We start from the raw sequence: 26,208 nt of genomic DNA on the forward strand, positions 1-26,208 counted from the left end.
CTCGTCCCGGCCCGAGGGCCTTGCAATGCACATCATGGAGGAGCCGATGAACCGACCGCCAGGTCCGCTTGGCGGGCGCCTTGCCGGCAACGGCCCCGTTTACGACCAGGATCGCCTCGGGTTCATGGTGCAGATGTCAGACAGGTTTGGCGCGATCTGGTCGTTTGACCGCCACATAGTCGTCGTGGCCGACCCGGCACTGGCCGGGGAGGTGCTCACCCGCACGAACACTGATTTCGGCGCCGAGGTCGACTTCCTCCACCGCAAACAGAAGGACGATGCGGAGACCAAGCAGCAGTGGGCCTCATCACGAGCTGCCCGCATGCGGCACATGCGCCCCTCCTCGATGCAGGCGAAGATCCCCGGGATCGCCGCAGAGCTGGACGGCGGGATTTCCTCTTGGGGAAGTGGCGAAATCGATGTCGTCGATCGTATGCGCGCGCTCACGGCCAAGGTAGGAGCCGTGCTCTGCCTCGGTGAGAACGCGCCTCTGGTGGCCGGCCTGGGGCGGGACCTCTTCGATGCGCTGACCCCGGTCGTCAGCAGCTCCGTATCCCTGCCGCTCGGGTTCCCGCTGCCGCGTCATCGCCGGGTCGTACGGGCCAACCGCGCGCTTGAGCAGGCCATCAGCGAGGCCATGGACCTTCGCCGGGCCGCGGGCCGGCGCGCGACCGGTGACCTCGTGGATGTGCTGATGCAGCCCACCGCCCGGCACGGCGTGCTGCCCGACGCGGTCATCCGCGAGACGCTGGCGGCCACCCTGCTCGCGTCGGAGAACACGTCGGCAGCCGGGTTCGGATGGATCGTCCACGAGCTGACACGGCATCCGGAGATCCAGAGAATGGTCGCGGCCGAGGCAGCGGCGGTGCTTCCGACGTCCGGGCCCCTCACGCGTGATCACTACGAGCAGCTGGGCCTTACCGCCAGGGTGGTTCGAGAGGCCCTCCGCCTCTGGCCGCCCAATTGGATGTTCGCCCGCCACGCCCTGCACGAGACGGTGCTGGGTGGCTACACGCTGGAGCCCGGCACCAAGGTGATGGTCCCCGCGTACGTGATGCAGCGGGACGCCCGATGGTTCCCCGACCCGCTTGCATTCGACCCGGACCGCTGGCTGCCCGACGGCTCCGGCAGCGCCGCCCCGCAGTTCGCGTACATGCCGTTCGGCGCGGGCCCTCTGATCTGTATGGGAATGTCGTGGAGCCTGATCGAGATGACGCTCGCGACCGCTCTCCTCACGCGCGCTTTCCACCTCTCGCCTTCCTCGGCTGCCGAGGTTGTGCCCGATCCCTCCCGCGGTCTTTCACCCAGCGGATTGAGGGTGCATCTCGCCATCAGACCGGACAGCGGCAGCACGGCTGATCCGCCTCCGGTCGACCGGACAGTGGCAGGATGCCCCATGATCAACAGGGCCGAATGATGGACGGAACCGTCACATACGGCCAGCTTCTGCGCAATCGAGAATTCAGCGGCCTTTTTGCAGCACACACCGTGTCTATTCTCGGCGACGTGTTGACCAAGGTGGCCCTGTCGGTCCTTGTTTTCGACCGCACCGATTCCGCCTTGATGGCCGCCATTACATTCGCGCTGGGCTTCATGCCCCAGATCTTCACGGCGGCCCTGGCTTCTGCGGTCGTAGACCTGGTTCCAGCCCGGCGGCTGATGCTGATCGGCGACGCAAGCCGAATGGCCTGTGTTCTGGCCATGACCATACCCGGCATGCCCATCGCTGTTCTTCTTGTCCTGGTCACGGCCTCGGGGGCACTGTCCCCCTTGTTCCGGGCCGCCAGGCAGGTGATACTCCCCGACATCATCGGAATGAACGGGTATCCGCTCGCCAGGTCCATGTTCTCGGGAACCATCCAAGTCGGGCAGATAATCGGCTTCGGTCTGGGCGGAGCCCTACTGATCATCCTGACGCCCAGAGCGACACTGTTCGTCGATGCGGCAACGTTTGCCTTCTCCCTCACCATGGTGCTGATGTTCGTACGGCCGAGGCCGGCAAGCGTCGGCGGCACCCACCGCGAATCGGGCATCATCCGCGAGACAGTCCGCGGCAACCGGTCCATCCTCAACGACCCTGTGTTGCGACGCCTCCTGCTTCTCCAGTGGATACCGACCGCCCTCATCGTCCTGCCGGAGGGGCTCGCGGCGCCCTATGCCGCCGAGCTCGGTGGAGGACCCGAGAGCGTCGGATTCCTCCTGGCCTTTCCCGCAGTCGGCACTGTCATCGGCGAAGCGGCCGTCGCCCGATTCCTGGGGCCTCAGGAGCGAAGCCGGTGGGTACCCGCCCTCCTTCTCCTCGCAGGTGCGCCTCTGCTCCTCTTCGCCTTCTCCCCCTCGCTGCCCCTGGCACTGGCTCTGCTGCTCATCAGCGGCGCTGGAACAGCCTTCGCACTTCCCCTTGACCAGCTCTACGTGGAACGCGTGCCCGCCGGGCTGAGAGGCCGCGCGATGACGCTCACGGGAGCCGGCTCGATTTCCACCCAGGGGATCGGCCTGGCGGTCGGAGGGCTCATGGCCGACCGGATGCCCATGCACTGGGTGTTCACGAGCGCCGGAATCGCCGCGCTGGCAGCGGCCGCGCTCATCGGCCGGCACCGACCCTGGCGCGTCACCCCGCCCAAGGCAGGCCCAGAGGCAGCTGAGGCCGCCGACACTCCGGCCTCCCGTCAGTCAGCTCGATCTACCGAAGGGTAGGGCTCCCCCGTGTCCTCTCCGCTGGAACGTCCGTCGGAGCGTCCGTCCGGCGCCACATGGCACCACCTCCCGCCCGCGGCCCCCCTCGGCCTGAGTTTCGACGCCACACGGCTGGCAGCCGAGGTGAAGGGCCTCGCCGACCTCACGTGGCGCCCGAACCGCCCGGTCCACCAGAACGGGTTGGGCGAGGAGGACACCTTCGACTGGAAGATCATTCCTCTTCGAGGCCCCACTGGAAACGTCCGGCGCACCGACCCCGGCGGCGCCGGACTCGAGGACCATCTCGACACCCCTGTGCTCGACCGGTGCCCCTACCACGCCGACGTCCTGGCGGGCATTCCCGCCCCGCTGCACAGCGCGCGTCTCATGGCGCTCGGGCCCGGCGCGGAGACCCACGAGCACAGCGACGGGCACACCAACTTCCCCTGGGGGTTCCTGCGCCTGCACATCCCCATCGTGACCCAGCCCGGCGCCGAGCTCACCGTGGACGGCCAGACGTACCACTGGGAGGCGGGCCGCCTCTGGTACGCAGACTTCGACCGGCTCCACACAGCCAGGAACCGGGGCGCCGAACGACGGATCCACCTCGTGGTGGACACCGTCCCGACTCCGGAGCTCATGGCGCTCTTTCCGGCCGACTTCCTCGACGAGCTGCCCTGGAGCGATGTCCTCATGGCCAGGGAGCCCGTACCCCTGCAGCCCTTCGAACAACTGGCCCTGCGCTGCCAGGTCGACATCCCCGCGAACTTCCCCGACTGGTCGGACGACTCCGGAGCCGACCCCGACGACAGCCTGCCGGGCTCCGTCGAGGTACGGGACGGACGGCTCACGCTCTGCATCGCGGGTGAACCCCGCTTCGGCCTCGTGCACATCGGGAACGCCGAGTTCCGCCTCCAGGGCTGGACCGAGGAGCGGACCATCGTCCTCGACCTCGACCGCGCACAACCCGTCGCACGGTTCCGCGTGCGCTGCGGCCGGTCCCTCGACGAATACCTGCGGTCGGCGAAGCCGGTGGCACACGCCGGCTCCACCCCATGACGGCGCCGACTCCCACGCTGCTGGAACTCGGCGTGGAAATGAGACCGACCGCTCTCGAAGACGCCGGCTCCCTGTCTCAGGCGCTGCTGCGAAACCGCAGCTACCTGCGGCCATGGGAGCCGGACCGGCCGGAGGAGTACTACACCGAAGTCGGGCAGCGGTCCTGCATCAAGGAGCAGCTGGCACAGCGCCGGGCAGGCACGTCCATGCCCTGGGTGCTCGTCGAGGTGAAGACCGGAAGGATCGTCGGCGGGATCTCTCTCTCCAAGATCATTCTGGGACCCCTGCGCAGTGCGAGCGTCGGCTACTGGACCGACAGTGAGTGGACCGGCCGCGGTCTCGCTACAGCGGCTGTCGAAGGCGCCTGCCTCCGCGCTCGGTGGGACTTCGCCCTACACCGCTTGGAGGCGGGCACGCAGCTGCACAACCTGGCATCGCAGCGGGTCCTGAGGAAGGCAGGCTTCCACCCATACGGAACCGCACCGAAGTACCTGTACATCAACGGTGCATGGCGAGACCACCGCTTCTTCCAGCGGATCCTCCACTCCGGCCCTCCCCTCTGATCTCCCCGACGCGTGCGGGACAGACCCTCAAGCTGACGGGGTGACGGGGTGCCTTCGAGGGCGGGGTGACGTGAGGGCGGCACCTGCGCGTGGCCGGGGCTTCCGGCCGCAGGGCCGCGCTCGGTACGTTGACCCGATCTTCTCCCCGCCGAACCTCAGGACCCCCGTGAGACAGACCGACAGACACACCGTCACCGAAGCCCTGCGCGCCGCCGCGCTCCTCTGCGCCGCCGTCGCCGTCGCCCTCCTCTTCGTCTACGACCGCTCCGACGGCGCCCGTTGGGATGTCCTCGCCGCACTCTTCACGGGTGCGGCCTGCATCGGCGCGTGGGCCCTGCTCACCCGGAACGAGCCGCCGCTCGGCCCGCCGGAGCCCGCTCCTGAGCCGATGCGGGACCTGCCGTCCGTACTGCCGCGCAACCCCGTCGACTGGTACCTGACGGCCGGTATGACGCTCGTCGCCCTCGCGCCCTGGGCCGTGTTCCGCTACGCCTCCTACCAGGAGATCGACCCGGCGGTCCTGGTCATCCCGGCCCTGCTGCTCGTCCCCTGGACCCTGGTGGTCCTCGTCCTGACGGTGAAGAACCTTCTCGTACGGCGGCTCCCCGAGCCGCAGCGGCTGCTCGCCGAGGACGCCCTCGCCGGCCGCGTGGTGGCCGTCCGCTTCGAGTCGGCGGGCGCCCACTGGCTGCGCAACGTGTCCGAGAAGAGCACCAAGCTCATCGATCCGCCCCTCGAACACGCCCAGCACCTCAAGGTCCGGGACGCCAAGGGCGACTGGTACGGCATGCACGGGCTGCTCAGCGCCCTCACCGGGCCCGACCACGCCCGTAAGCAGCTCTCCGTCTTCGGGCCCCGGACCGAGGGCCGCCACGTCTGGATCTACTGGCCCGAGCGCTGGGAGCCCGTCCTTGCGGTGGCGCGGCGGCACGGTCACCCGGCCTACCCGGTGGTCGCGATCGCCGACGACGGCGAGATGATCTGGGGTTACGCGGCCCTCGACTACACCGACCGCTACCTGACCGACCCCGCGAACCTGCGTGCCACCACCCCGGGTGTACGGGCCCGCCCGGTACGCCCCCGCCCGTACTTCCGTCCGTCCGTGCACGGCCGGATGCTGCTCCGCCTGGCCGTCGCCCTGGCCGCCGTGACGCCGGTCCTGCTCGACGCCGTGTCCGGCGGCGTCAGCGCGGCCCTGGGACTGGTCGCCGCGATCGCGGTCATCGACGCCCCGTTCGCCGCCCTCCGGGGCAACACCAAGGTCCCGGACCCGTCCCGGTACGAGGTCTCCCCGGTACACGACTTCCGCACCCAGCCGGGTTCCTGAGCCGGCCGGAGCCCGGACGACCGGCCGGTCGCCTCGCCCCGCGCCGGGGACTACTGTCGCGGGCATGGTCGAACACGATGCCCTCCGTACCACCGCCGAGGCCTACGACGCCGTCGCCGCCACGTACGTGGAGATGTTCCGCGACACGCTGCGGGACAGGCCCCTGGACCGCGCGATCCTGGGCGCCTTCGCCGAGGTCGTACGGGCGGAGGGGGGCGGTCGGGTCGCGGACCTGGGGTGCGGGCCCGGCCACATCACGGCTCATCTGGCCGAGCTCGGCCTGTCGGCCTTCGGCGTCGACGCCTCTCCCGTGATGATCACGTCGGCCCGGCAGGATTATCCGGGCCTGCGGTTCGACGTGGGCTCGATGGCCGCGCTGGACATCGCCGACGGCGAGCTGGGCGGCGTACTCTCACGCTGGTCCGTCATCCACACCCCGCCGCACGAACTCCCGCCGATCCTCGCGGAGTTCCACCGCGTCCTGGCCCCCGGCGGCCACCTTCTGATCTGTTTCTCGGCGACCGACGGGCCGTCCCACCCGACGCAGGCCTTCGACCACACCGTCGCGACGGCCTACCGCTGGTCGCCCGACCACCTCGCCTCGCTGCTGCGCGAGTCCGGCCTGACCGAGGTGGCCCGGCTGGTCCGCGAGCCCGAGCCGACCGACCGCCGGCAGTTCCAGGAGGTCCAACTCCTCGCCCGCAAGGCCTGAGCACGCCACGTACGAGCACGCCACCGACGAGCACGTGCGTCGGGTCGCTGCCAGGGCGAGCGTTGCCCGACGCAGGGCGTCAGACTGTCGAGGTGATGTGGTCGCGCAACCGCTCTGTGTACAGCCGCATCACCTTGTCCGCCACATCGGTGTCCGGGAAGCGGCTCGTCAGCCAGAGCCCGTCGGGCAGCCGGTTCACCCACATGAACACCTGGTCGCTGTGGGACGGCCGGATCAGTCCGTGGGCCCGCTGCTCGGACCACTGGTCGGCGCCCGGGATCGCACGGGTGTCGATGTAGGAGACGGCCGAGAACAGGTCCGGATCGGTCGTCTGGTCCGCACCGAGCAGGCTCAGCACCCGGTTCATGGGAACACTCGCGAGCGCCCGGTGGGCCTTGAGCTCGGCGCGCACCGTCCGGAGCGCGTCGGGGAAGGTGCGGCAGAGGTCGGTCTCCACCTCGACCGGGACGCCTCCCACGTACCAGCCCACCGATTCGCTCCACCGCGACTTCGTCCGCGTGTGGAACGGCACCACCGTCCGGTACACCTGGGGCCCGCCGAGTTCACCGACGATCCGGGCGGTCGCTGCGAGGACCCCGGCCAGGCTCCCGCCGTACGGCCGGCAGTACGCCTCGAACGCCGCCGCCTCTGACGGGCCCGCGAGCGGCTCGCACAGCACCCGCTGCCGGGCCGGCGGTTCGCCCGCCGTCAGTCCGAGGTCCAGCGGGAAGCCCGGCAGCTGCCCGCCGCACCGCTGGATGAACTCCCTCCAGTGCGACACGGCGGGATGCCCGTCGACGACACGGTCCGCGTCGGCCCGTTCCAGCTCGCAGAAGTCGACGTAGCTCGCCACCGGGGCGGGCTCCTCCGGCGACCGGCCCTCCAGCCCGGCCGTGTACAGCTCGTGCACGTCAGCGGGGAGCCGGAAGAGGGAGTAGGCGTCGACGTTGCTGTGGTCGAAGGCCATGTACACGCTGGTCGAGTCACCCCGGAGGACCGCTGCGTAGATCAGGTTCGGCCAGCGCAGTGCGTCCGCGACCGTGTGGAAGCGGTTCTCCAGATGCCGCGACAGTTCGCCTCCGTCCGGGAAGTCACCGGCGTCCTCGCGGTGCAGGGCCACCTCTCCGGCGTCGAGCGTGAACCGGCGCAGCTCGTCTCCCGACTCACCGGCCCAGCGGAACCCGCTGCGCAGCGTCTCGTGGCGCGCGGTCCAGGCCCGCAGCGCCTCCTGGAGCACGTCGAGGTCGAGGGGGCCGCGCATGTCGAAGACGATGCCGATCCACGTCGGTACGAACAGCCCCTTGTCCCGCAGGCGCTTGGCCCTGCGGATGTGCATCTCCTGGATGTACGCCGGCGGCCGGGCGTCCTCCGTCCGCACCGCCGCCTTCACGGCGGCCGGGCTCAGCGTCCACTCGACGAGCCGTCCGGGCCGGACCTCGCACGCTTGGATGTCAGTGATACGCACGCGTTTCCCTTCGCACAGGGGAGCCCCGGACACGGAGCCCCTCTGCGAGCAAGGCCCTCGGGCGCGGTATGGATGCGCCCATCGGACGGAATGCAGCACAACGGGTATCGCGTCGAACGGCCGGGCGAGCCCCCGAGCCGCGCTCCTCACGCGTGGACCTGCGGGTACGCGCCCTCCTGGACGACCTCGGCGACGAGGTCACGCCAGGCGGGCCGGGGCTTGGCGGGCTGCTGGAGGTGCGGGTGGGCCCGACGGGCCGCCTCCTGGCGGCAGGGGCTGCAGAGGGTCTCTCCGGCGGCGGGACGGAACACGTGGGTGCTCCTCCCCTCGCCCTCACAGGTCACCAGCGCGGGGCGCCCGTCCGGCGCGGGGGCGGCGTGGCCGTGCGGAGCGGCGAGAGCGACCGTTGCGGCCGGCCGGGGCTCGGCCGGGAGCTTCTCGATCAGGCGGTGCCGCAGGAAGCCCACCGCCGAACGGACGCCGCCACGGGGCAGATGGGCCGTCAGCGCATGCCGCAGGTCCGCGACGGACACGCCCCTCCGCAGCCACTCCGCCGCCGCCTCGGCCAGCCCACGGGCCTCCCGTACGCCGAGCAGCAGGTCCCGGCTCTGATGCCGGAGCGAGAGCAACACGCGCTCGGCTTCGACGGCTTCGGGGGTCAGGTCGGAGGGGGTGGCGGCTTCCGGCGCGGGGGCCGGGGGCGGCTCCGGGGCGGCTTCCGGCTGCGGGGCCGGTTCCGGGTTCGGGGCGGCTTCCGGCTCCGGGGCCGGTTCCGGGTTCGGGGCGGCTTCCGGCTGCGGGGCCGGTTCCTGGCTCGGGGCCGAAGTCGGGTCCGGCGCGTGCGCTTTGGTGGGTGGGTGGGGAGAAGTCTTCTCTCCGTCTTTGTCTACCGGAGGAAGAGTCCCCGGCTTTCGGGCCCCCAGAAAACCGCAAGTCGGTGCGTCGGCATCCGGAGAGTCGGCCGGAACCCCGTCCCGGACCCCGCTCGCCTCCTCACGCGTGAGGGTGACGTTCGAGAGCAGCTGCTCGGTCGTCCAGCGCCCGCGCTGGCTCTGCCACTTCCACTCGTGGAGGTACCCGCACGCCGTCAGGCACTCCCTCGCCTTGTGGTACGCCCGGGGCCGCATGCCCAGGTCGGTGGCGTGCTCCCCGAGCGGCTTGACGCTCGCGGTCTCCGGGAGGCCCTGGACGTAGATAAGGAGAAGCTTCGCGTCGCTGTTCAGACGCGGGTGACGCACGACACTGTTCGAGACCTTCGTGAAGCAACGAACCGGGGCGATAGCATGCCGAAGCATTTCTGGTGGACCTCGCTTGACCACTGGTGATGAAGGCCCTCGGGGTGTGTTCCAGCACCCCCGAGGGCCGCTCCATATCTCACGGAGCGTGATTTTGCGGTTACCGTACCGCACGCTTCACCGTCTGGTGCAACAACTCCGGTTCCACGAACGGATCTTCGATTGTCGGCCGCGACCTCCAGTCGAGCGGCCACGTCACCCCGTGCAGCGCCGGAATCCCGACGAACGCCTCACTGCGCCCGTTCCGGCTGAGCGCCCGCGCCGGAGCCGGCCACGCGAACGCGGCGACGGTCTGCGGCGGCAGAAGGAAGTAGTAGTTCTTCTCGCCCGTCGCCTCGCGGACGATCGGACCCGCCTGGAAGTCCGTGAACGCCATCAGCCGGTACGCCACGTCCTCACCGAGGAAGCCGCCGATCCGTACGGCGTCGAAGTGAACGCCCGCGTGACGGAGGGCGTGACCGGTGGCGGGCACCCAAGAGGGCACGATGTCAAGCGACTCCGTCCACGTCCGGGACTCCAAGGACACCGCCCTCCCCCCTTCTCCGTCTCCCCCGACGCCTGGGCCGTCTTCGTCTCGGCCATGTGACGACGTGAGGGCCCCCACCCGTCCTGGGTGGAGGCCCTCACTTCACTTACCGCTCCAGCGGGGTCAGAACGCGCCGTTCAGGTCCCACCAGTTGAGGTCCGCCAGCGAGCCCGGGTAGAGCGCGCCCGTGCCCTTGCCCGGGTAGAGGAGCAGGCAGCCCTCGCCCGCGCACTGGGCAGAGGAGTAGCTGCTGCCGGTGATCGTCGCCACGTCGTTGCGGCCGTCGGCGTTGATGTCACCGACCGCGAGGATCGTCGCCATGATGTTCCAGCCGCCGGCGCCGATCAGGACGCGGGCGCCGAGCCCGCCGGTGCTCGTGGCCGGGTAGAACCACAGCTTGCCGGTGGCGCCCTCGCGGGCGGTCAGGTCGGCCCGGCCGTCGCCGTTCATGTCGCCGGTCGCGACCAGCGTGTTCATCACGTTCCAGCCGCCGCTGCCGATCAGCTTGCGGGCGCCGAGGGTGCCCGTCGTGGTGGCCGGGTACAGCCACAGCTTGCCGGTGGCCTTCTCGACGGCGAGGAGGTCCGAGCGGCCGTCGCCGGACAGGTCACCGAACGCGGTGATCTTGTCCATGGCGTTCCAGCCGCCGCTGCCGATGAGCTTGCGGGCGCCGAGCGCACCCGTACCCGTGCCCGGGTACAGCCACAGCTTGCCGGTGGCCGCCTCGCGGGCTATGACGTCCTCGCGGCCGTCGCTGGTGAGGTCGCCGTGCCGGGTGAGGGCGTTCATGACGTTCCAGCCGCCCGCGCCGACGAGCGTGCCCGAGCCGTCGCCGGGCAGGAACCAGAGGCGTCCGGCCTGGTCACGGACGAGGACGTCCGACTTCTTGTCGGCGTTCAGGTCGCCGAAGCCCGCCGCCTTGGGGGCGGTCGAGGCGTGCCACTCGGGGTACGCGGGCAGGACGCACTCGCGGTCGGTGGAGACGAGCTTCACCGAGCTGATCGAGTTGCTGCCGGGGCCGCCCCACTCGCTGCCCGAGGGGTTGGAGGGGATCACACTGGCGCCCGAGTACTCGTCGCCGTAGTTCGGGTCGTCGTAGAGGCAGGCGACCTTGGTCGTGCGGTTGACGACCGAGCGGAACGTGTTGTCCCAGGTCCCGAGCGTCGGAGCGTTCACGTTCGTCTTGTACATCGTGCCGGTGCCGTTGTCGGTCTTCCAGGCGCAGAAGTAGCCCGACGGGCAGTCGCTGATCGCAGCCTGCGCGGGCGCGCCCGCACCGAGAAAGCCGGCCGACGTGAGCCCCAGCGCGGTGGCCACCGTGGCCAGGCGCCGCAGCATGGATGTGCGCATGCAATTCCTCTCTGAGGCGGCGCGGAGAAGACCTCGGACGCGCCGCGAGAGGGAGACCGTATCCGGCCATACGGTGCCTGCCGACAGCGGGGGCGCCCGTCGCCCGGAATGCCGGAGTCCGCCCCGCTTGCCCTCTCGCCGGGATGGCCCGGTCCGCCGCGCCCGCCGGTCGCCGCACCGGCCGGCTACGGCGTCAGGACGCCGTTCAGGAAGGGCTCGACGGCCTCCGCCCAGGCCTCCGGGTGCTCGTAGTGGAGGAGATGGCCGGCGTCGGGAATCTCCGCGTACGCCCCGTGGGGCAGCACCCGGACCATCTCCTGGGCCTCGGCGCGGCCCAGTTCGCCGTCGAGGCCCCGGACGACGAGGGTCGGACAGCGGACCTGGGCGAGGGAGTCCCAGTGGGCGTCGTGCACCCAGGTCTCGCGGGAGGTCAGCATCTGCGCCGGGTCGAAGACGGGGCGCCAGCCGTCGGCGTGCGCGGTCATGACCTCGGCGAAGAAGGCGCCCCTGGCGGGGTTGGGGCGCTCCACCCAGGCGTCCTCCTCGCCGAACCAGCGGCGGACGGCGTCGAGGGACGGGAAGGGGGCGGGCCAGCTGCGGAACCAGTCCTGCCAGGCGCGCTGCGAGGCGGCGCCGAGGGCGGAGGCGCGCATGTCGCAGATGACGAGGGCCCGGACCAGGTCGGGGCGGTCGGCGGCGAGCTGCCAGGCCGTGAGGGCGCCCATGGAGTGACCGACGAGGGTGACCGGGCCGAGGCCGAGCTGCTCGATGGCGGCCGCGGCGTCGGCGACATACGCCTCGCGGGTGAAGGAGCCCGCCGGGGGCTTCCCGCTCGCGCCGTGCCCGCGCTGGTCGAGCGCGACGACCCGGTGCCCGCCGGTGAGCCGCCGCACGGCGGGGGCCCAGTGCCCGGCATGCCCCATCAGACCGTGGAGGAGTAAGACACCGGGGGCGGCGGCCTGCGGGGCCGTGGGGAGGACGGGGCCGGGAGCCTGGGGGGCCGCGAGCGGTCCGGGGCCGGGACCGGCGGCCTGCCGGGCGGGCTGCGGTACGGCGGCGGCACCGGCGGCCTGCCCGGGCGGCCGCGGTACGGCGGCGGGACCGGCTGTCTGCGTCGCGGGCGGCCGCGGTACGGCGGCGGGGCCCGCGCTCTGCCTGACCGGCTGTCCGGGCGGCTGCGGCACGAGGCCGGGGGCCGGGCCCGGGGGTGCCTGGCGGGCGATCCTCGGGGCTGCGGCCGACCCGGGGCCGGGCGTGAAGTCCCAGGCCGCCAGCCGTACGCCGTCGGCCCCGGTGACGTCGAGTCGTCGCGCCATCCCTGGCACCCCCTCTGCTTCCCGTCGAACCACGCCAGACTATCGAACTCGCATTCGAAAATGCGCTCCTGCCACCCAACACCCCTCGTTCGAGTGACAGGGCTCAAGGATTGACTCCCGTTGCCGAGGGGAGATCTTCAACGGGAGGCGGACCGCTCGGGGAAATCGGTCCGGCGGGGACGACCTTGAGAGCTCGGGGCTCCAGGTCGGAACTGGGGAGGACAGGCCCCGGCGCCCTCGGGCGCCGGGGCTCTCCACCGCCCGGCCCCCTTGGCCCTCCGGCCCCCTACGTCTTCCGGCCCCCGTCGTCTTCCGGGGCGGCCCGCATCCGCACGGAAAACTCCGCCGCATGACCCCACCCCTCCCCGCGATCGCGCCCCACTCAGCCCAGCGTGGCACGACGAGGGCGCGCGCGTGGCCATTCCGGCGTAAACGGGGCGCACGAGGGTCACCGCACCCGTAACCGTGGCGAATCCGTGATGTCCGCCCCTACAACCGACCGGCCACCGCACGGGTCAATCGAGGCATGCTCAGTCCTCAAGTCCTCAGCAAGGGGGACCAGTACACGGTTCTCCGCCCCGACCGTCTGACCATGACGGAGGGCCGCGAGATCACGCACGTCCCCCTGGCTGCCGTCCAGGAGGTCCGCCCGGACGGCGACAAGGCTCTGACGATCGTCCTGACCGACGGGGTGACCCGCCGGCTCCAGGGCGGCAACGCGTACGCCACCTCCGCCTTCCTCACCGCCGTGACCGCCGCCCTGCCCGAGCGGCGGGACCCGGCCGGAAGCGCCCTCGTCACGACCGAGGACCGCGGGGCCGTGATCAAGGTGTGGCAGGTGTGGACCGGTGGCGTGGCCTTCCTCGCGGCCTGCGTCGGCTACGTCTGGTGGACCGGCTCGACCCACGGCGACGGGATGGGCATGGCCGCGTTCGGCGGGCTGTTCGGGCTGATCATCGGAGTACCGCTCACCTTCCTCGCCTTCGACGGCGTCACGAACCGGGCGGTCCTCCGCCGTCGCGGCATCACGGTCGCCGCCACCCGCCACTACCACCCGAACGGCAAGCGGGCGAGCTGGTACAAGTTCACCGACACCAGCGGCAACGAGCACACCACCAGCTACGGAGCCAACCGCTCCACCCCGGAGATCCACGTCGTCTACGACCCGGAGCGCCCCTCGCGCAACGCCGCCGTGGAGCCGCTCTACTCGACCGTCGTGAAGTTCCTCTTCGGCGGGGGCGTCTCGCTCGCGATCCTCGCGCTGGGGCTGTGGGGAGTCCTCGCGCCGTACATCTGACGGACCCCGCCCGCCCGGGAACGCGCGAGGGGCGCCCGCCGGGCGCCCCTCACTCCGTACTTCCTGCTCCGTGCTCCGTGCTCCGTGCTCGCTGCGGGCAGCGTCAGCGCTTCGCGACGAACACGTGCGCCGCGACGTCCGCGTCCAGCTCGGCGGCCTCGCCGCTGCTGCCCACCAGGATGCCGCCGGCCGACTCGGTCACCGACACCACGGAGCCGGGCTGCACGCCCGCCCTCCGCAGCGTGTACATCAGCTGGGCGTCCGTCTGGATCGGCTCGCCGATCCGGCGCACGACCACGGTCTTGCCGCCGCTCGCGTCCAGCTCCGCCAGGGACACCATCGAGTCGTCGAGGAAGGCCTCCGCCTCCGCCTTCTCACCGAGCTCCTCAAGGCCCGGGATCGGGTTTCCGTACGGCGACTCCGTCGGGTGACGCAGCAGCTCCAGGACCCGCCGCTCCACGGCCTCGCTCATCACGTGCTCCCAGCGGCAGGCCTCCGCGTGCACCTGCTCCCACTCCAGGCCGATCACGTCGACGAGCAGGCACTCCGCGAGGCGGTGCTTGCGCATGACGCGGGTGGCGAGGCGGCGGCCCTCGTCCGTGAGCTCCAGGTGCCGGTCGCTGGCGACGGCCACCAGACCGTCGCGCTCCATCCGGGCCACCGTCTGGCTCACGGTCGGACCGCTCTGGTCGAGCCGCTCGGCGATCCGGGCACGCATGGGGACCACACCTTCCTCCTCAAGCTCAAGGATGGTGCGGAGATACATCTCCGTTGTGTCGATCAGTCCGGACATACGTGCCCCTCGATGAGTCGTGCGCTGGCCCTGCACCAATACTGACGCATCGGGCGGACAACCGGGCCTCACCGACCGCAGGGCGGTATTGACAGAGCAATGGTCCAGACCGCACCGTGATCGGCGACCAGGGCACGACCACGACACGACGGCGACGAGAAGGAGCTTCTGGAATGGGCGACAGCGCGGGCGAGAGCAAGCTGGCCGGACAGTTCTTCGACGCCGCGATCGACCTGCTCAAGCAGGTCCGCGACGGCGACTCCGCCGAGATCGCCGCGGCGGGCACCGCGATCGCCGAGGCCGTCGCGGCCGGCAACCGGCTCTTCGCGTTCGGCGCGGGCCACTCCTCCCTCGCCGCCCAGGACGTCGTCTACCGGGCCGGCGGATTCGCCCTCATGAACCTGCTCGCCGTCCCCGGCGTCGTCGGCGTCGACGTCATGCCGGCGACACTCGGCTCCGCCCTCGAACGCGTCGACGGCCTCGCCGCGGCGGTCCTCGACTCCTCCCCCGCCAAGGCCGGGGACGTCCTGATCATCGTCTCCCTCTCCGGACGCAACGCCCTGCCCGTCGAGATGGCGATGAACGCCCGCGCGCTCGGCCTCACCGTCATCGGCGTCACCTCCGTGGCATACGCGACGGAGACCAAGTCCCGGCACGTGTCGGGGACGTACCTCAAGGACCACTGCGACATCGTCCTCGACTCCCGTATCGCCGTCGGCGACGCCGAACTCACCCACGACGGCATCGAGGCCCCGTTCGCCCCCGCCTCCACCGTCGTCACCAGCGCCCTCATGCAGGCCACGATGGCCGCCGCCGCCGAGGAACTCGTACGCCGCGGCATCGAGCCACCGCTGCTGCGCTCCGGAAACGTCGACGGCGGCCACGAGTGGAACGGCCGCGTGATGACGGAGTACGGCGACCGGATCTTCTACCGGCACTGAGGCGTGTCCGGCGGATCAGGGCCGGACGCGCCCTAGGACAGGAACAGGGCGTTGAGGGTGGTGTACTCGGCGCCGCCCTCCAGTTCGGTCGTCGTCCCCCGGTCGAGGAGTTCGCGGGCCGCTCGGCCGGCCAGGCCGTACGCCGCCTCCGCGATCGACGAACCCGCGCTCACCCGGGCCGCCCCCGCCGCCGCCAGCTCGGACACCGACAGCGTGTCCGGGCCGACCGCGACGTTCACGGGCAGCGGCGCCTCGGCGACCAGGCGGCCGACCGTCGCCGCGTCGAGGGCGCCGAGGACGAAGATGCCGTCCGCGCCGGCCGCCGCGTAGGCGCGGGCCCGGAGCAGCGTCTCCGCCAGCCAGGCCGCGCGGTCGCCGGACGGCGGCAGGCGGTGGGTGTCGATCCGGGCGTTGACGAACAGCGGGACACCGGCCGCGTCCGCCGCGGCGCGCGCCGCCGCGATCCGTTCGGCCTGCTCGGCCACGGGGCGCAGGCTGTCCTCCAGGTTGACGCCGACGGCACCCGCCGCGAGGACACCCCGTACGGTCTCGGCCACACCGGCGGCGTCGGGCGCGTAGCCGCGCTCCACGTCGGCGGTGACCGGGACGTCGACCGCCGCCGCGACACGGGCGACGGCCGCCAGCGCCTCGTCCCGGCCCAGATGGTCGCCGTCACCACGGCCGAGCGACCACGCGACACCCGCGCTGGTGGTCGCCACGGCCAGGGCCCCGGCGTCCGCGACCACGCGCGCGGAGGCGACGTCCCAGGCGTTGGGCAGGACCAGGGGGCTGCCGGGAACGTGGAGGGAGCGGAGGAGGCGGGCTTTGTCGCGGAGAGCGGTCATGGCGGGAATACGATCACATCGCGGGCCGGGCGGTGGGGAATTTACCGGCTTCTCCGGGCCCCCGTGGTCTCCCCTCGTAGCCCCCGCTGTCTCCCCTCGTAACCCCTGGCCTCTCCGCGACCGCGCCGTCTCCCTCGTACCCCGCCCTCATCCCGCCCCGAGGCCGGAAGGCGTCTCCCCCAGGTCCAGGGACGCCGCCACGCGCGACGCCACCGCCTCCGCGAAGACCACGTCCTCCCGCTCGAAGGGCGCCCGGCAGGCGGCCCGCAGGAAGGTCAGGACGCCGAGGGTCCGGCCCCGGGAACGCAGCACCACGCACACCGCGTGCGCCGCGTCGCCCGGCCACTGGTGGGCCTCCGCCCACACCTCGGCTGTGCGGCCCGCGCTCGCCCGTACCGTGCCCACCCGGTCCCAGGCCTGGAGCGCCGGGTGCCTCGGGCCGTACCGCAGCGGGATGCCGCCGCCCACGACCGGCGAGGCGGGCCCCGGGGCGCCCGCCGGGGTCGCCAGGGCCCGGGTCAGGCGTCGCTCGCCCGCGATCCGGTCCACCAGGGCGTGGTCGGCGAACCCGGCGAGCGCGAAGTCGAGCAGCACCGTCGCCGCCTCCGCCGGGTCCTCGCACTCCGCCGCCGCCGCGCCCGCCCGGTGCAGCTGACTCCAGCGGAACCGCAGCCGGTCCGCCTCCCGCGCCGCGAGCCGCTCCTCCGTCACGTCCTGGAACAGCCAGGCCACACCCAGCGGCACCGGCTCCTCCGCCATCGGCGACGACAGCAGCAGGAAACCGCTGCTCCAGCACCGGCGCCGCTCCCCCGCGGCCGTCCGGAGCGTCACCCACACCTCCGCGGGCGCGGGCGGGCTGCCCTCCGCGAGGACGTGCTGGAGGGCCGCCTCCAAGTCCTCCGCGCCCTGGACGACGACGTCACCGAGCGGGCGCCCCAGCAGGGCCGTACGGGCCGTCCCGAAGGCACGGGCCGCGTGGCCGTTGACCATGGCGGGACGCAGATCGGCGTCCACGAGGACGACCCCCCAGGAGGCGTCGTCGAACAGGGCCTCGCTGAGGGCCACCGACCGCTCCAGATCGAGCTGGACGTGCACCTCGCTGAACGCGCAGTACACGCCCGCCGGGCTGCCGTCCGCCCCCCGTACCCCCGCGGCCTGGCTCCGTACGAGCACCCGGCCGCCGTCCTTGCGGAGCAGCGCCAGCTCGTGGACCTGCCGGCCGGGGCCGGTCATGGCGCCCATCACCCGGCGCAGCGTCTCCTCGGCGTCGGCACTGCGCGCGGCCCACCCCTCGAAGCCGCGCCGCCCGACGGCCTCCCCCGCGGACCAGCCGAGGATCCGCTCGGCCTCGCGGTTCCAGTGTGTGATCGTCCCGTCGGCGTCCAAGGCGCAGAGCGCCGCGTCCATCCCGTCGAGCAGCGCGGCCAGCAGATCGGCCCCCGCCCCGGGAACGGAAGCGGTCTCGCTCGCAGACTCCGTGAAAGCACTCATCCCGGCACCCCCCCATGCTGCGGCCATTCAACTGGAACGTGACGCAGAGCACATCACCTTCACCGAAAATGTTGCGTCGCGGAAACAGACGCGTCCGGCCCCAGGGTCACGGAGCCAGGCGTTCCACCCGCCAGGTCTCGCCGTCCCCGCCGCCCCCCTCTTCACGGACCTCTTCACGGACGTAGCGGAGGCGGTCGTGGAGGCGGTTCTCGTGCCCCTGCCAGAACTCGACCGCGTCCGGGACGACCCGGATCCCGCCCCACTCCGGGGGGACCGGGACCTGGGCGTCCGCCGGGTAGCGGGCGGCCAGTTCCTCGTAACGGGCGAGGAGCTCGGCGCGGGAGGCGATCACCGAGGACTGGCGGCTGGCCCAGGCGCCGAGCTGCGAGCCGTGCGGGCGCGTACGGAAGTAGGCGACCGTCTCGTCACGGCCGACGCGCTCGGCGCGGCCCGTGACGACGACCTGGCGGGCCAGCGGGTGCCAGGGGAAGAGCAGCGAGGCGTACGGGTTGGCCGCCAGCTCCACGCCCTTGCGGGAGTCGTAGTTGGTGAAGAAGACGAAGCCGGCCCGGTCGTAGTGCTTGAGCAGGACCGTCCGGGAGGACGGCCGGCCGTCGGGCGTGGCCGTGGAGACGATCATCGCGTTCGGCTCGTGGATCGCCGGGCTCGCGGCGGTCTCCTTGAACCAGCGGGCGAACTGCGCGATCGGCTCCGGCGCCAGCTCGGCCGCCGAGAGCTCCGTGGTGCGGTACTGCTCGCGCATGTCGGCGGGGTCCAGGCCCTCGTTCACAGGATCGGTCACAGGATCGTTCACAGAATCGGTCGCGGGATCGGTCGCGGGATCGGTCACAGGGTCATCCTGCCGCAGCGCCTCAGTTTGCCCGGCACCGCGTGCCGTCAACCCTGAGTCGCCGGATCGGCGGAGTGTGCCGGATGTCACGCTTCCCCGCATCATCGGAACCGTACAGACTCTTGGGCTGGACGACTGTTGAATTCCCACCATCGACCACCATTCGGTTGATCGATCATCGATAGAGGAGCCGCCTGATGTCCGACTTCGTACCCGGGCTCGAGGGAGTCGTCGCGTTCGAGACGGAGATCGCCGAACCCGACAAGGAAGGCGGCGCACTCCGCTACCGCGGCGTCGACATCGAGGACCTCGTCGGCCAGGTCTCGTTCGGCAACGTCTGGGGTCTCCTCGTCGACGGCGCCTTCAACCCCGGCCTGCCCGCCGCCGAGCCCTTCCCCATCCCCGTGCACTCCGGCGACATCCGCGTCGACGTCCAGTCCGCGCTCGCCATGCTCGCGCCCGTGTGGGGCCTCAAACCGCTCCTCGACATCTCCGTCGAGCAGGCCCGCGACGACCTCGCCCGCGCGGCCGTGATGGCCCTCTCGTACGTCGCCCAGTCCGCCCGCGGCCAGGGCCAGCCCATGGTCCCGCAGAGCGAGATCGACAAGGCCGAGTCCGTCGTCGAGCGCTTCATGATCCGCTGGCGCGGCGAGCCCGACCCGAAGCACGTCAAGGCCGTCGACGCCTACTGGACGTCCGCCGCCGAGCACGGCATGAACGCGTCCACGTTCACCGCGCGCGTGATCGCCTCCACCGGCGCCGACGTGGCCGCCTCCCTCTCCGGCGCCGTCGGCGCCATGTCGGGACCGCTGCACGGCGGCGCGCCCTCCCGCGTCCTCGGCATGATCGAGGAGATCGAGCGGACCGGCGACGCCACCGCGTACGTCAAGCAGGCCCTCGACAAGGGCGAGCGCCTCATGGGCTTCGGCCACCGCGTCTACCGCGCCGAGGACCCCCGCGCGCGCGTGCTGCGCCGCACGGCCAAGGAGCTGGACGCCCCGCGTTACGAGGTGGCCGCCGCCCTGGAGAAGGCCGCCCTGGAGGAGCTGCACAGCCGGCGCCCCGACCGGATCCTGGCGACGAACGTGGAGTTCTGGGCGGCCATCGTCCTCGACTTCGCCGAGGTCCCCGCGCACATGTTCACCTCGATGTTCAGCTGCGCCCGTACGGCCGGCTGGTCGGCGCACATCCTGGAGCAGAAGCGCACCGGACGCCTGGTCCGCCCGTCCGCCCGCTACACGGGCCCCGGCAAGCGGGACCCGCGCGACATCGAGGGTTACGCCGACATCGCCGGCTGAGCCTCCGGGTGGAGGAGAAGCTCCGCGTGATGGCGTGCCGCCACGAGCGGATGCGCGCGGAGCTTCCCCTTCAAGGCGTTGAAACCGTACTCGGCGAACAGCGGGTTCGCCGGGTCGTGCGTGACGCCGGGCGCCGTGGCCGCGTACGGGAACTCCAGCGGCGCGATCCGGGCGTCGAGCCGCGGGTTGTAGAAGAAGGGCACGGAGAACCGTTCCGTCGCCCCGGGCGGGGACACCACCCGGTGGTTCGTCGCCAGCAGGTAGCCGTTCGTGGCCACCTCGAGCAGCTCGCCCAGGTTCACGACGAACGCGCCCGGCAGCGGCGGCACGTCGTGGAACCTCCCGTCCTCCCGCTGCACCTGGAGCCCGCCCACCTGGTCCTGGAGCAGCAGCGTGAGGAAGCCGTAGTCCTTGTGCGCGCCGACGCCCTGGTCGTCGCCCTCACCGCTGCTGCCCGGGTACCGCACCAGCTTGAGCTGCGGGTGGGCGCGCGGGCCGAAGATGTCGTCGTAGAAGTCCGCGGGCGCGCCGATCGAGGCGAGCAGCTCGTGCAGCAGACGCTCGGCGACACCGCTGAGCCGCTCGATCCAGTGCAGGGCGGCCGTCCGCAGCTCGGGGAGCGCGGCGGGCCACTGGTTGGGGCCTTCGAGCCACCAGTACGGGGCTTCCCAGGGCGCGGGGGTGTGCGCGGGGTGCTCGGCGCCGATGTCGAGCTGGTCGCGCCAGTCGCGCGCGCCGGCCGTGCGCTCGTCGCCGGTGCGGGTGTAGCCGCGGAAGTGCGGCGAGTTGATGTTGTCGAGGGCGAGCCGGTCGGCCTCGGGCAGCGCGAAGAAGGCGCGCATCGCGGAGGTGAGGGCCCGGGTCTCGGCCTCGGTCACACCGTGCCCGACGAGCTGGAAGAACCCGACGTCATGGGCGGCCGAGTGGAGCTGCGCGTGCAGCAGGCGGCGCGCCTGGGGGCCCCGGTCGGCGGCGGAGAGGTCGACGATGGGGAGCTGCGAGGGGTAGGAACCGGCACGGGCCGTGGTGTCGGCGCCGGTACGGGTCGTGGTGTCCGCGCCGGTACGGGTCGTGGTGCCGGTGCTGAAGCTGGTGCTTGCCATGGATGCGTCCGCGGGGTCTACGGGTGCCCGGGGCGGCCGCCAGGGGTGGGGCGGGGGCCACGGGTGCCGGTCGGCTTGGGCTCTGACGAGGGACCCTGGGGGGCGGTGGTGGGGCCCGGGAGGGTCAGGCGGAGCGGCGACAGCTCATGCTCGTGACGCGGACGAAGTCCACGTGGCGACGGCGTACGAGCGTAGGCATGCGACCAGAGTACTGCGGCGGACGCGGAACGACCGTGGCCCGGGTCACACCCCGGACCCGTAGGGCCTCCACCCCGGACCCGCGCGGCCTCCACCCCGGACCCGTACGGCCTCCTACACCAGCGCCTCGTCGAGCAGCCGCGCCCACTGCGCCACCACCCGTTCCCGGCGGGCGCGGTCGTCCGACAGGAGGGTGGCGAGGCCAAGGCCGCGGGCCATGTCCAGGAGGCCCTGGACGGTCTCGCGGACGCCGGGGCGTGACTCGTCGGCGCCCAGGACCTCGACGGCGACGCGGTGGGACTCCCGGCCGACGCGGGCCTCCAGGTCGGCGACGCGGTCGCGGAGCTGGTCCTCGTTGGCGGCGGCCACCCACAGGTGGAGCGCGGCCCGGAAGAGGGGCCCGGTGTACAGGTCGACGAGGGCGGCGACGGCCTCGTGCCGGTCGCGGGACGGGAGGGCCCGCAGCGCCTGGGAGCGTTCCTCCGCGACGTACTCGACCGCCGCCGTGAACAGGTCCTCGCGGGTCGGGAAGTGGTGCTGGGCGGCGCCCCGGGAGACGCCGGCCCGTTCCGCGACGACGGTGACCGTGGAACCCGCCCAGCCGTGCTCGGCCAGGCAGGCCACGGCCGCCTCGAGGAGCCGCTGCCGGGTGGCGCGGCTCCGGTCCTGCTTGGGGTTCCGGTCCGGCTTGGGTGCGGTCACAGCCGCCATGCGGGGTCCCGTCGTTCGAGGAAGGCCGTCATCCCCTCGCGCGCCTCGGCGGAGGCGAAGAGCGTGGCCGACCTCCGCACGAGGTCCTCCGCGTCTCGTTCGAAGGTCTCCAGGACTGTAGCGGTGACCAGGCGCTTCGCCTCCCGCAGGCCCTGCGGGGACGCGGCGCGCAGCGCGTCGACGATGCCGTCGAGTTCGGCGTCGGGGGCCGTGACCAGGCCCATGGCGATCGCCTCGGGGACGCCGAACCGCTCGCCCGTCAGATAGTGCCGGGCCGCCGCGCGCGGTTCCAGCTTCGGCAGGAGGGTGAGGGAGATGACGGCGGGCGCGACCCCGATCCGTACCTCGGTGAGGGCGAAGTCCGCGTCCTCCCCCGCCACGACGATGTCGCAGGCGCCGAGCAGGCCGAGGCCACCGGCCCGTACGTGTCCTGTGACGTGCCCGACGACCGGCTTGGGCAGCTCGACGACCTGCCGGAGCAGGTCGACGAAGGTGTACGGGCTCGGTGGCGCCTTCAGGTCGGCGCCCGCGCTGAACGTGCCGCCGGTGTGGGTGAGGACCACGGCCCGGACGGCGGGGTCCTTGCCGCAGGCGGTGAGGGCGTCGGCGAGCTCGGCGACGAGCGGCGCGGAGAGCGCGTTGCGGGTGGCCGGGGAGTCCAGGGCGACGGTGGTGACGCCCCGCTCCTCGGTTATGGCGACCAGGGTCATGTGCGGTCCCTCAGTTCCCTTCGGAGGATCTTCCCGGACGCTGCCCGCGGGACGCCGTCGATGAACTCGACGGCGCGGATCTTCTTGTACGGGGCGACCCGGGCGGCGACGTACGCCATGACGTCCTCGGCGGTGAGGCCGGGCGCGGCCGGCTGGCGTACGACGAAGGCCTTGGGTATCTCGGTTCCGTCCGCGTCGGTGACGCCGATGACGGCGGCGTCGGCCACGCCCTCGTGGGTGAGGAGGAGCGCTTCGAGTTCGGCGGGGGCGACCTGGAACCCGTTGTACTTGATGAGTTCCTTGACGCGGTCGACGACGAACAGCCAGCCGTCGGCGTCGACCCGGCCTATGTCGCCGGTGTGCACCCAGCCGTCGGCGTCGATCATGGCGGCGGTGGCGTCGGGACGGCCCAGGTACCCCTTCATGACCTGCGGTCCACGGATGGCGACCTCGCCCTCCTCGCCGGGGGCGGCGTCCTTCGACGGGTCGTCGAGGGACAGGATGCGCATCTCGGTGGAGGGCAGCAGCTTGCCGACGGTGCCGGGCGGGGGGTTGTCGGCGGCGAGCGGGACGACGTGGGTGCCCGGGGACAGCTCCGTCATGCCGTACGCCTGGAGGACCGGCGGCAGCCCGAGCCGCGCCGAACAGGCCTCGGCGAGGGCGGCGTCGAGCGGGGCGGCGGCGCTGACGATGTACGTGAGGGAGGACAGGTCGTAGTCGGCGACGGCCGGGTGCTTGGCGAGGGCGAGCACGATCGGCGGAGCCACGTACAGGCCGTTGATGCGGTGCTTCTGGATGGCGCCGAGGAAGGTGTCGAGCTCGAAGCGGGGGAGGACGACGACGGTGGCGCCCTGGCGGAGCGGCGCGTTCATCAGAGCCGTGAGCCCGTAGATGTGAAAGAACGGGAGGATCGCGAGAATCCGGTCACCCGGCCCCATCGGGATGAGCGGCTCCAGCTGGGCCAGGTTGGTGGCGATGGAGGTGTGCGTGAGCATCACACCCTTGGGGACGCCCGTGGTGCCGGAGGAGTACGGGAGGGCGGCGATGTCCCGGTCGGGGTCGACGTCGATCTCGGGCACGGGTCCGGTGGAGCCGAGGAAGGCCTGCAACGACCGCACGCGCCCGCCGTCCGGACCTTCGCCGTCGGGACCTTCCGGTGCCTGGTCGCAGACGAAGATCTCCGCGATGCCACCCGCGAGTTCGGCCGCCGCGCGGGCGGAGGCGAGCAGCGGCGACACCGTCACGATCCAGCGCGCGGCGGAGTCCCGGAGCTGCTTCGCGAACTCCTCGGGCGTGGCGAGCGGGTGCACGGTCGTGACGGACGCACCCGCGCGCGTGGCGGCGTAGAAGGCGACGGGGAACAGCACGGTGTTGGGGCTGTGCAGCGCGAGGACGTCCCCCTTCCGCACCCCGGCCTCCGCGAGCCCGGCGGCCACCCGCCGGTGGAAGGCGTCGACCTGCCCGTACGTGAGGGTGAACTCCCCGGTCCCGTCGATCAGTGCGGGTGTGTCGCCGCGCTCGGCGGCGCGCCCGAGCACCACGTCGTGGATGGGGAGGGAGACGGCGGACACGTTCTCGTACTCGCTGTGGAACACCATGCGTTGCCCCCTGAGCCTGAGCGGTGGAAGGTGGTCGCCAGGATCGCGTGTGCCGGTACGGCTTGGGGAGACCCTGTCAGCACTCCATCAAAACAATCAAGCACGCCTGCATGGTTTCGGACCGGACGAAATGGTTGTACGCGGCAGATCTTCTTTTCCGCTCCCCGCGGGCTTTACGATCCGGACGATCCCGGGACCCCCCTGCCTGACGCTCCCGGCGCCCCCCGTTGCACCGCCACGTCCCAGGAGGGACTTTGCACCACACGCACCACACGCACCACACGGACCACCAGCGCCGAGGCCACCGCCTCGCGGCCTGCACGGCCTTCGCGCTCACCGTGGGCCTGGTGTCCGCCGGCCCGGTCTCCACCGCCGTCGCCGCCCCGGCCGGAGCCACCGCCGCCGCGAAGCCCCGGTTCGACCGGGACGGAGACGGCCGGAGCGACCGGATCTACCGGTCGGCCGCCACCGGCAAGCTGACGATCGTCCTGTCGAAGACGGGCGCCGGCGTGCCGTTCACTATCGGTGCCGACGACCACAACGGTGCCGTCAGCATGGAGATCCTGCCGACGGACAACCTGTTCGGCACCGACGCCCCGGACCTGCTGAGCCTCCGCTCCGACGGCACGCTCCAGCTGCACGAAACCGTGAGCCCCACCGCCACCGACGTCGGGCTCGTCTGGCAGGGGCAGGGCTGGCAGGTCTACAACAAGCTCATCGCTCCCGGGGACCTGACCAAGGACGGTCTCCAGGACCTGCTGGCCCGCACCCCGTCAGGCGCGCTCTACCTGTATCCCGGCAAGGGCAGCGTGGACTACACGGGCCCGTTCAGGACACGCGTATCGGTCGGCGGTGGCTGGCAGGCCTACGACCAGCTCGTCGGCACCAACGACCTGGACGGCGACTCGATAGCCGACCTCGTCGCCAAGACCCCTACGGGCGACCTCTACTTCTACAAGGGCACCGGCTCCGCCACCACCCCGTTCAAGGCCCGCGTCAAGGTGGGCGTCGGCTGGAACGCGTACAACCAGGTCGTCGGCGCCGACGACCTGAACGGCGACGGCAGGGCCGACCTGCTGGCCCGCACGCACAGCGGCGCGTTCTACAAGTACCTCTCAACCGGCGGCGGGAAGTTCGCGGCGCGGACGTACCACGGGGGAGGCGGCCAGGACCTCTCGTACTTCCTCGGCCAGGGCGGCGTCCCCGCCTACGGCAAGCACAACCTGTTCACCGTGAACGGGGCGGGCACCGCCTTCACGTACCGGGCGATGGCGAACGGCGGTCTCGCCGCGGCCAGGCAGTACGGCGAGGCCGGGACGAACGGCTCGCACTGGCGGATGACCAACGCCCACGCGCTCGACGAGACCGACCAGGCCACCGTCCTGACCTCGTACAACCCCGGCCTGATGAGCGACCGCACCGGCGAGGTCTCCAACAGCGCGGCCTTCTACCAGTACTACGCCGAGACGGTGTCGGTCGGTGACGTCACCAACGACGGCGAGGCCGACGTCCTCGGCCTGAACGTGTGGGGCAACCTGTTCCTCCACTCCGGTCTCAAGTACCAGTACTACCCGCGCGTCGGCCCGGCCGTGAAGGTCGCCACAGGCTGGCAGCTGGACACCCTCGTCGGCACCGGGGACGTCACCGGCGACGGCCGCCCCGACCTGGTCTCCCGGGACGGCGTCAGCCTGTACGTGCACCCGGGCACCGGCTCGGCCACCGCGCCGTTCGCGGCGCGCGTCCTGATCGGCAAGGGCTGGGACGCGTACGCGCACCTGGCCTCGCCCGGTGACATGAACGGCGACGGCCGGTCGGACCTGGTCGCCGTCACGCCCGGCGGCGACGTGTACCGCTACTCGGCCACCGGCCTCCGCGGCACCGCCACGTTCGCCGCCCGCGTCAAGATCGCGTCGGGCTGGAAGTACGAACACGTCAGCTGACGCGGGCCCGGCTCATCGCATGGACGCGGGCCCGGACCGGAAGGCGGGCCGGCACCGCCGCGGGGCCCCCCCCCCCCCCCCGGGGGGGGGGGCGGCGCGGGGGGGCGGGGGGGGGGCGCGGCCGCCCCCCCCCCCCCCCGGCCC

At 72.1% G+C, this 26,208-nt stretch carries 23 protein-coding genes; 10 read left to right on the forward strand and 13 right to left on the reverse strand.

Going from position 1 to position 26,208, the window contains the following annotated elements:
* Window positions 1-34 precede the first annotated feature (34 nt).
* The 6 genes from ACIRB7_RS03405 (at window position 35) to ACIRB7_RS03430 (ending at window position 6,337) form a co-directional block, all read left to right on the forward strand.
* Entirely contained in the window at window positions 35-1,417 is a 1,383-nt protein-coding gene (locus ACIRB7_RS03405) for a cytochrome P450 (RefSeq protein ID WP_403591593.1), read from the forward strand.
* Complete coding sequence (locus tag ACIRB7_RS03410) at window positions 1,390-2,697, forward strand: MFS transporter (RefSeq protein WP_403591596.1); 1,308 nt, start codon at window positions 1,390-1,392, stop codon at window positions 2,695-2,697. Before ACIRB7_RS03405 ends, ACIRB7_RS03410 begins: the two co-directional genes overlap by 28 nt.
* Window positions 2,698-2,706: 9 nt before the next feature.
* Complete coding sequence (locus tag ACIRB7_RS03415) at window positions 2,707-3,735, forward strand: aspartyl/asparaginyl beta-hydroxylase domain-containing protein (protein WP_403591599.1); 1,029 nt, start codon at window positions 2,707-2,709, stop codon at window positions 3,733-3,735.
* Window positions 3,732-4,298, forward strand: a complete 567-nt coding sequence (locus ACIRB7_RS03420) for a GNAT family N-acetyltransferase (protein ID WP_403591602.1) — start codon at window positions 3,732-3,734, stop codon at window positions 4,296-4,298. Before ACIRB7_RS03415 ends, ACIRB7_RS03420 begins: the two co-directional genes overlap by 4 nt.
* Window positions 4,299-4,464: 166 nt before the next feature.
* The gene (locus tag ACIRB7_RS03425) at window positions 4,465-5,625 is read left to right on the forward strand and encodes a hypothetical protein (protein WP_403591605.1); all 1,161 of its coding nucleotides are present in this window, start codon (window positions 4,465-4,467) and stop codon (window positions 5,623-5,625) included.
* A gap of 64 nt (window positions 5,626-5,689) precedes the next feature.
* The gene (locus ACIRB7_RS03430; protein ID WP_403591607.1) at window positions 5,690-6,337 is read left to right on the forward strand and encodes a class I SAM-dependent DNA methyltransferase; all 648 of its coding nucleotides are present in this window, start codon (window positions 5,690-5,692) and stop codon (window positions 6,335-6,337) included.
* 79 nt (window positions 6,338-6,416) lie between these two features.
* Here the strand turns inward: ACIRB7_RS03430 and ACIRB7_RS03435 are convergent, their stop codons facing one another.
* The 5 genes from ACIRB7_RS03435 to ACIRB7_RS03455 form a co-directional block, all read right to left on the reverse strand.
* On the reverse strand, window positions 6,417-7,802 hold the full coding sequence (locus ACIRB7_RS03435) for a condensation domain-containing protein (RefSeq protein WP_403591610.1): 1,386 nt from the start codon (window positions 7,800-7,802) through the stop codon (window positions 6,417-6,419).
* A 146-nt stretch (window positions 7,803-7,948) separates the two neighbouring features.
* Window positions 7,949-9,040, reverse strand: coding sequence for a hypothetical protein (locus tag ACIRB7_RS03440; RefSeq protein WP_403591613.1), 1,092 nt, complete (start codon window positions 9,038-9,040; stop codon window positions 7,949-7,951).
* 157 nt (window positions 9,041-9,197) lie between these two features.
* Window positions 9,198-9,581 carry a hypothetical protein gene (locus ACIRB7_RS03445; protein ID WP_403591616.1) on the reverse strand — a complete coding sequence of 128 codons (384 nt, stop codon included), beginning with the start codon at window positions 9,579-9,581 and terminating at the stop codon, window positions 9,198-9,200.
* A gap of 165 nt (window positions 9,582-9,746) precedes the next feature.
* Entirely contained in the window at window positions 9,747-10,973 is a 1,227-nt protein-coding gene (locus ACIRB7_RS03450) for a peptidase inhibitor family I36 protein (protein ID WP_403591619.1), read from the reverse strand.
* A 185-nt stretch (window positions 10,974-11,158) separates the two neighbouring features.
* The gene (locus tag ACIRB7_RS03455) at window positions 11,159-12,289 is read right to left on the reverse strand and encodes an alpha/beta fold hydrolase (protein ID WP_403591622.1); all 1,131 of its coding nucleotides are present in this window, start codon (window positions 12,287-12,289) and stop codon (window positions 11,159-11,161) included.
* Between the two features lie 526 nt (window positions 12,290-12,815).
* Here ACIRB7_RS03455 and ACIRB7_RS03460 point away from each other — a divergent pair.
* Window positions 12,816-13,586, forward strand: coding sequence for a hypothetical protein (locus ACIRB7_RS03460; RefSeq protein WP_403591624.1), 771 nt, complete (start codon window positions 12,816-12,818; stop codon window positions 13,584-13,586).
* Window positions 13,587-13,689: 103 nt separating this feature from the next.
* Here ACIRB7_RS03460 and ACIRB7_RS03465 read toward each other — a convergent pair whose 3' ends face one another.
* Window positions 13,690-14,379 carry a metal-dependent transcriptional regulator gene (locus ACIRB7_RS03465; protein WP_351218952.1) on the reverse strand — a complete coding sequence of 230 codons (690 nt, stop codon included), beginning with the start codon at window positions 14,377-14,379 and terminating at the stop codon, window positions 13,690-13,692.
* Between the two features lie 173 nt (window positions 14,380-14,552).
* Here ACIRB7_RS03465 and ACIRB7_RS03470 point away from each other — a divergent pair, with 173 nt between their 5' ends.
* Complete coding sequence (locus tag ACIRB7_RS03470; RefSeq protein ID WP_403591627.1) at window positions 14,553-15,320, forward strand: SIS domain-containing protein; 768 nt, start codon at window positions 14,553-14,555, stop codon at window positions 15,318-15,320.
* Between the two features lie 32 nt (window positions 15,321-15,352).
* Here the strand turns inward: ACIRB7_RS03470 and ACIRB7_RS03475 are convergent, their stop codons facing one another.
* The 3 genes from ACIRB7_RS03475 to pdxH form a co-directional block, all read right to left on the reverse strand.
* Window positions 15,353-16,165: an isocitrate lyase/phosphoenolpyruvate mutase family protein gene (locus ACIRB7_RS03475; RefSeq protein WP_403591630.1), complete on the reverse strand. Its 813-nt coding sequence runs from the start codon at window positions 16,163-16,165 to the stop codon at window positions 15,353-15,355.
* 147 nt (window positions 16,166-16,312) lie between these two features.
* On the reverse strand, window positions 16,313-17,656 hold the full coding sequence (locus tag ACIRB7_RS03480; protein WP_403591632.1) for a PAS domain-containing protein: 1,344 nt from the start codon (window positions 17,654-17,656) through the stop codon (window positions 16,313-16,315).
* A 106-nt stretch (window positions 17,657-17,762) separates the two neighbouring features.
* Window positions 17,763-18,446 carry a pyridoxamine 5'-phosphate oxidase gene (gene pdxH, locus ACIRB7_RS03485; protein WP_403592487.1) on the reverse strand — a complete coding sequence of 228 codons (684 nt, stop codon included), beginning with the start codon at window positions 18,444-18,446 and terminating at the stop codon, window positions 17,763-17,765.
* A gap of 257 nt (window positions 18,447-18,703) precedes the next feature.
* Here pdxH and ACIRB7_RS03490 point away from each other — a divergent pair, with 257 nt between their 5' ends.
* Complete coding sequence (locus ACIRB7_RS03490) at window positions 18,704-19,804, forward strand: citrate synthase 2 (RefSeq protein ID WP_403591635.1); 1,101 nt, start codon at window positions 18,704-18,706, stop codon at window positions 19,802-19,804.
* On the opposite strand, the gene ACIRB7_RS03495 is transcribed toward ACIRB7_RS03490, so the two are convergent.
* The 4 genes from ACIRB7_RS03495 to ACIRB7_RS03510 all read right to left on the reverse strand — a co-directional run bounded on the left by ACIRB7_RS03495 (window position 19,783) and on the right by ACIRB7_RS03510 (window position 24,124).
* Window positions 19,783-20,907 (reverse strand): isopenicillin N synthase family dioxygenase, encoded by a 1,125-nt coding sequence (locus ACIRB7_RS03495; RefSeq protein ID WP_403591638.1) that lies wholly within the window; start codon window positions 20,905-20,907, stop codon window positions 19,783-19,785. The two genes, ACIRB7_RS03490 and ACIRB7_RS03495, sit on opposite strands and share 22 nt — an antisense overlap.
* Window positions 20,908-21,219: 312 nt before the next feature.
* Window positions 21,220-21,816 (reverse strand): TetR/AcrR family transcriptional regulator, encoded by a 597-nt coding sequence (locus ACIRB7_RS03500; RefSeq protein ID WP_403591641.1) that lies wholly within the window; start codon window positions 21,814-21,816, stop codon window positions 21,220-21,222.
* On the reverse strand, window positions 21,804-22,526 hold the full coding sequence (locus ACIRB7_RS03505) for an enoyl-CoA hydratase family protein (RefSeq protein ID WP_403591644.1): 723 nt from the start codon (window positions 22,524-22,526) through the stop codon (window positions 21,804-21,806). The genes ACIRB7_RS03500 and ACIRB7_RS03505 overlap by 13 nt, the downstream gene beginning before the upstream one ends.
* Window positions 22,523-24,124 (reverse strand): AMP-binding protein, encoded by a 1,602-nt coding sequence (locus tag ACIRB7_RS03510; RefSeq protein WP_403591647.1) that lies wholly within the window; start codon window positions 24,122-24,124, stop codon window positions 22,523-22,525. Before ACIRB7_RS03510 ends, ACIRB7_RS03505 begins: the two co-directional genes overlap by 4 nt.
* A 254-nt stretch (window positions 24,125-24,378) precedes the next feature.
* Between ACIRB7_RS03510 and ACIRB7_RS03515 the strand changes: the two genes are divergently transcribed.
* A complete protein-coding gene (locus ACIRB7_RS03515; RefSeq protein ID WP_403591650.1) occupies window positions 24,379-26,064 on the forward strand; it encodes an FG-GAP repeat domain-containing protein in 1,686 nt (561 codons plus the stop codon).
* Window positions 26,065-26,208 lie beyond the last annotated feature (144 nt).

Source organism: Streptomyces sp. NPDC093795, from assembly GCF_044764665.1.
Taxonomy (GTDB): domain Bacteria; phylum Actinomycetota; class Actinomycetes; order Streptomycetales; family Streptomycetaceae; genus Streptomyces.